At 63.9% G+C, this 4,957-nt stretch carries 5 protein-coding genes; 1 reads left to right on the forward strand and 4 read right to left on the reverse strand.

The genetic code is table 11. The features are described from left to right. Positions 1-17 precede the first annotated feature (17 nt). A complete protein-coding gene (locus AC1DUU_RS22720) occupies positions 18-1,412 on the forward strand; it encodes a metal-dependent hydrolase family protein (RefSeq protein ID WP_476785652.1) in 1,395 nt (464 codons plus the stop codon). Positions 1,413-1,445: 33 nt separating this feature from the next. Here the strand turns inward: AC1DUU_RS22720 and AC1DUU_RS22725 are convergent, their stop codons facing one another. The 4 genes from AC1DUU_RS22725 to AC1DUU_RS22740 form a co-directional block, all read right to left on the reverse strand. Continuing rightward, on the reverse strand, positions 1,446-2,801 hold the full coding sequence (locus AC1DUU_RS22725; RefSeq protein WP_476785648.1) for a PepSY-associated TM helix domain-containing protein: 1,356 nt from the start codon (positions 2,799-2,801) through the stop codon (positions 1,446-1,448). 57 nt (positions 2,802-2,858) lie between these two features. Further along, positions 2,859-3,251: a DUF2946 family protein gene (locus AC1DUU_RS22730; protein WP_476785649.1), complete on the reverse strand. Its 393-nt coding sequence runs from the start codon at positions 3,249-3,251 to the stop codon at positions 2,859-2,861. A 70-nt stretch (positions 3,252-3,321) separates the two neighbouring features. Beyond that, positions 3,322-4,458 (reverse strand): alanine racemase, encoded by a 1,137-nt coding sequence (locus AC1DUU_RS22735; protein WP_476785650.1) that lies wholly within the window; start codon positions 4,456-4,458, stop codon positions 3,322-3,324. 85 nt (positions 4,459-4,543) lie between these two features. Continuing rightward, positions 4,544-4,957, reverse strand: a 414-nt coding sequence (locus AC1DUU_RS22740; RefSeq protein WP_476785651.1) for an MFS transporter, incomplete at its 5' end; no start/stop codon positions are given.

A 4,957-nucleotide genomic window follows, 5' to 3' on the forward strand; every position in this document is an offset into this window, starting at 1 on the left:
TCCATCGGGGGACAGATATGTTTCACAAGCAGATTACGACATTTCGACTGCCGCTGGCCGCGCTTGGGTTTCTGCTCGGATTTGGCCAGGCCAGTTTTGCCCTCGACGATCTGGAGACAGCACCTCCCCCGCCCCTTGTGACCACCGACGTGACCCTGTTCGAAAACGTCCGCATCTTCGACGGCAAGAGCGCGACGCTTTCGGCCCCATCAAACGTCCTGGTCAGGGGCAACATCATCGAGCGGATTTCACAAGCGCCGATCGAGGCCGGCGGCGAGGCAAAAGTGATTGCCGGCAATGGCCGCGTGCTCATGCCAGGGCTGATCGACGCCCACTGGCACGCCTTCATGGCCGCCACACCGCAACCGCTGTTGATGACGGCCGACCCCGCCTATCTGCAATTGCTGGCGGCGCGCCAGGCGGAGGCGACGCTGATGCGCGGCTTCACCACCATCCGCGATCTCGGCGGGCCGGTCTTCGGGCTCAAGCGTGCGATCGACGAAGGCGTCACGCCTGGCCCGCGCATCTATCCCTCGGGCGCGATGATTTCGCAGACCTCCGGACATGGCGACTTCCGCTTTCTCTACGAACTTCCCCGGATCCCCGGAGGACCGCTGAGTTTTTCCGAGCGCGAAGGCATCGCGGCCATCGCCGACAGCCCCGACGAGGTCAGGCTGCGCGCACGCGAACAACTCAGGCTGGGCGCGAGCCAGATCAAGCTGATGGCCGGCGGCGGCGTCAACTCGCCTGCGCACAATCCGATCGAATCCATTCAGTACACCGAGCCGGAGCTTCGTGCGGCGGTCGAGGCGGCCGAGAACTGGGGCACCTATGTCACCGTGCATGCCTACACCCCGCCCTCGGTCCAGCAGGCGATCCGCGCCGGCGTCAAGGTCATCGACCATGGCCAGCTGCTTGACGAGGCAACAGTCAAGCTGATGGCCGAAAAGGGTATCTGGTGGAGCCTGCAGCCGCTGACCTATGACCCGGACGTCTTTGCGCGCATGGACCCGTCGTCCCAGAGACGGGCCAAGCAGGTGTTCGACGGTACCGACAACGCCTACCGGCTGGCCAGGAAATACAAGGTCAAGACTGCCTTCGGCGCCGACATCCTGTTCGACCCGGCCGCTGCCAGCCGTCAAGGCGCAGCACTGGCGAGCCTCGCCAAATGGTACACGCCGGCCGAAGCACTCAAGATGGCGACCGGCGACAATGGCGAGCTGATGGCGCTGTCGGGCTTCATCAACCCCTATCCCGGCAAGCTCGGCGTCGTCTTGGAAGGCGCGCTCGCCGACCTCCTGCTTGTCGAAGGCAATCCGCTGGAAGACCTCAAACTTGTCGCCGACTCCGACAAGAATTTTTCCATCATCATGAAGGACGGCAAGGTCTACAAGAACACGCTGGCGAAGTAACCGGCCGCCGCGTCGCCACGGCGGCCGGTTGGATCAGGCCGGCTTCATCGCCCGGGTGCCGAGCCAGTCGAGCGCGAGCATGACCAGCAGCGAGATGCCGACCAGCGGAAACAGGATGCCGCCGACAGCCAGAATCGCGATCAGTCCACGAAACACGCGCCGGTCGGTGGGCAGCGGCGGCACGCCAAACGAACTGGCCGGGCGCCGCTTCCACCACATCACGGCGGCCGACACGGCAAGCAAGACGATGCCCAGGCAGGCAGCCAGCAGCACCAGCTGATTGGCGAGGCCGAACTCCTGGCCCATATGCACTGATATGCCCCATTCCAGCCATTTGCCGAGCGGGCCGTAATCGGCAAAGCCCATGTCGATCAGCGGCTTGCCACTATACTGTTCGAGATGGACAACGCGCTGTTGGCTCGCATCGTCGGGATAGACCGAGCCAGTGTAGACGCCTTCCGGCGTCGCTGGAATGTTGACGGCATAGCCGCGATGCAGGCCAAGCTTGTCGAAGGTCGCGACCGCCACGTCGAGACCTATGGGCGCCATTGCATGCTCGGCTGTCGATTGCGGCATCTGCGCCTGCTCGAGCGACCACGACGTCTTGGCGACATGGTTGAGATGCTCGTCGGACATCGGCACGGCCACCCGCACGCCGGCGGGATAGCCGAAATTGTTGCCRTTGGCCCATTCATTGACCTTTTCGCCCCACACGCCCGACCACGGCATGCCGGTGATCGCCAGAAAGACGATGAAGAAGCCGACGAAGATGCCTGTCACCGCGTGGGTGTCGCGCCAGAACATGCGGTTTTTCGGCTTGCCCCGCACGGTGACGACACCGCCCGACTTTCCGCGCGGCCACCAGAGATAGATCCCTGTCGCCACCAGCAGGATCGACCAGCCGGCGGCGAGTTCGATCAGCATGCGGGCGGTGTCGCCGAAATATTTGAGGCTGTGCAGATAGCGCACCATCCACATGATCGTGCCGCGATCGGGCAGCGCGCCCAGCACCTCTCCGCTATAAGGGTTCACATAAACCGCAAGCTTGCCCTCGGTTTCCGTCTTGACGGTAATCTCCACCGAACCTGTCGGTGAAGCGGCGTCGGTGAATTTGACGGCGGTGCCAGGATGAGCCGCGAGCGCTGCGACAACCATCGCAGAGGGTGCGGCCTTGCCTTCTGAAATCTCGACACGCTTCAGGTCGGAATAGACGAGCGCGTCGATCTCATCCTTGAAAAGATAAAGAGCGCCGGTCACGGCGAGGCTGATCATGAAAGGCAGCACCAGAAGGCCGGCATAGAAGTGCCAGCGCCAGACGGCGCGAAAAAGATTGGACGGCGAGCGCGCAGCCACAGCGCTGCTCTCCCGTCCGAGGGTCATTTCGGACATTGTTGTCTCCATAAGCGTGGAAGTCAGGCCGCTTGAACGGCCTTGATCGGTTCGACGTCAGATGGAGATCGTTGGTGGTGCCCTTGCCTCGGCGATCAGCCCGCGCAGGCCCTGCCGAACGGGCTCAGCCAGTACGGCAATAACAGTGCCATCCGCCTCCGGCCGGTTGAGGATGAAGGCAAGCTGTTCGCCCGGCAGGCCGGGAGCAGTCGCCACCGCCAGCTGGCAGAGCGTGCCGCAGGGGCATTCGGCGGGGCTGCKGACAGGCTGCTTGTCGCCGCTCGCAGGGGCCATGCCGTCCATGGTGCAGATGACGCCGAGCGGGTCGGCGGCAGAGGCCGCCATGGCGCCGGACGCGGCACCTGAAAGCAGCGCTTGGAAAAGCAGCAGGAACGCGATCATGCCGGCGATGGCGCCGGTCGCAAGCCTGTCCCGCAAAATGAGCCGCATGCTCTTCATCGTGGCGCCATGCCACAATGCCGCCGCAAAGTCACTGCGGCACGGGCGCTATGCCAGCCTGTCACCAGCCGCGAAAACGTGGCCAGTGGCCCAGCCCGCCACCAGCGGCCAGCACGTCGTAGCCGTCGAACTGCGCGGCAGTAGCGCAGGCATGGTTGGGCAGGATGCGCAACATCTCGCCCACCGCGAGATCGGGAAGCTTTGCCTCGCTGCCGGGCCGCACCGCAATGACGCCGTGTTCCTGGGTCGTGGCCGCGACGATAAGGTCTTCAAGCACGCGCCCCTCGATGTCGCAGACCACGCCGTAACCCTGGTCAACGGCTTGCGATGCGGTGCCGCGATCGCGCGACAGCGCCATCCAGCCGGCATCGATCATGATCCAGCCGCGCTCGTGTTGATGGCCGATGACGGTTGTCAGCACCGACAGGGCAATGTCCTGCAGCGTGCATACACCTATGCCTGCCTGGACGAGGTCAAAGAAGACATAGACACCCGCCCTCACCTCGGTCACACCGGTCAGGTCGCGGGCAAAATGCGCGGTCGGCGTCGAACCGACACTGACGACCGGACAGGCCAGGCCAGCGCGCTTCAGTATTTCCACTGCCGTCAATACCGCGCGACGCTCCTGTTCGGCGAATTCGACCAGGCTTGCCTCGCCGCGCGCGCCGTAGCTCTCGCCGGCATGAGTCACGACACCGCGCAGTTCCGCGCCACCGTCTGTCAATATACGCCCTATCTCGACGATGGCGGGATCATCCGGGCGCAGCCCCGAACGATGGCCATCACAATCGATCTCGATCAGGGCCGGTATCGCCTCGCCCGCCTGGCGCGACGCTGCGGCAACGGCACTTGCCTGGGCAATCGAGTCGAGGGTTACGACAAGGTCGCAGCCCTTGGCTCGCAGGGACAGAACGCGCGGCAGTTTTTGCGGCGAAATGCCGACGTTATAGAGAAGATCAGTGACGCCGGCGCCAGCAAAGACTTCGGCCTCCTTCAGCGTCGCGACCGTCGCCGAGCTGGCATTCCTGAGAACTCGTTTGGCGGCATCGACCGACTTGATCGTCTTGAGATGCGGTCGGCCCGAAACATTCAATCCAGCCAGTCTATTGTCGAGGCGTTCGATGTTTCGGAGCATGATCGCCTCATCGAGGATCAGGCTTGGAGTCGGCAGTTCCCTCAGGCTGGCTGCATCCCGCATAACCGCAGGTCCCCATCTCGGCTGCACAGATCATAACGCAAAGCCTGATCGACCACCAAGGGTTGGAAAGAGCACCAGGTTCTCGTCAGCGCTCGCGCGGCCATTGCGGATGCAGCGTGTCGATGACGAAGCCGTGGGCATGCCGGCGTCCATGGCGATGCGCGCCCTCCGTCCAATGCGGATCGTCCTCGGCAAGGTCATCATGGTGATGGCCCACGATATCGGGATCGGAAGCCGGCCACATCAATACGGCCACCGCCACCGCAACAGCGGCGATACCAGCCATGATGACAAAGGTCTGGGACAGGCCGACGGTCACGCCGAGCCAGCCGGCCAGCGGATAGGCGATCAGCCAGCAGGCATGGGAAAGCGCAAACTGCGCGGCAAACAATGCCGGCCTGTCTTCCGGGCGCGACGAACGCCTGAGCAGCCGGCCCGCCGGCGTTTGCGCGACCGAATAGCCAAGGCCGAGAACGAACCACAGGGGTAGCAGGGAATC

This window comes from Aminobacter sp. P4_H6_2 (assembly GCF_056400805.1).

Bases quoted from the DNA above. Each gene is read 5' to 3' on its own strand.
- AC1DUU_RS22720 (WP_476785652.1), top strand. From the start codon at position 18: ATGTTTCACAAGCAGATTACGACATTTCGACTGCCGCTGGCCGCGCTT.
- AC1DUU_RS22735 (WP_476785650.1), bottom strand. From the start codon at position 4,458: ATGCGGGATGCAGCCAGCCTGAGGGAACTGCCGACTCCAAGCCTGATC.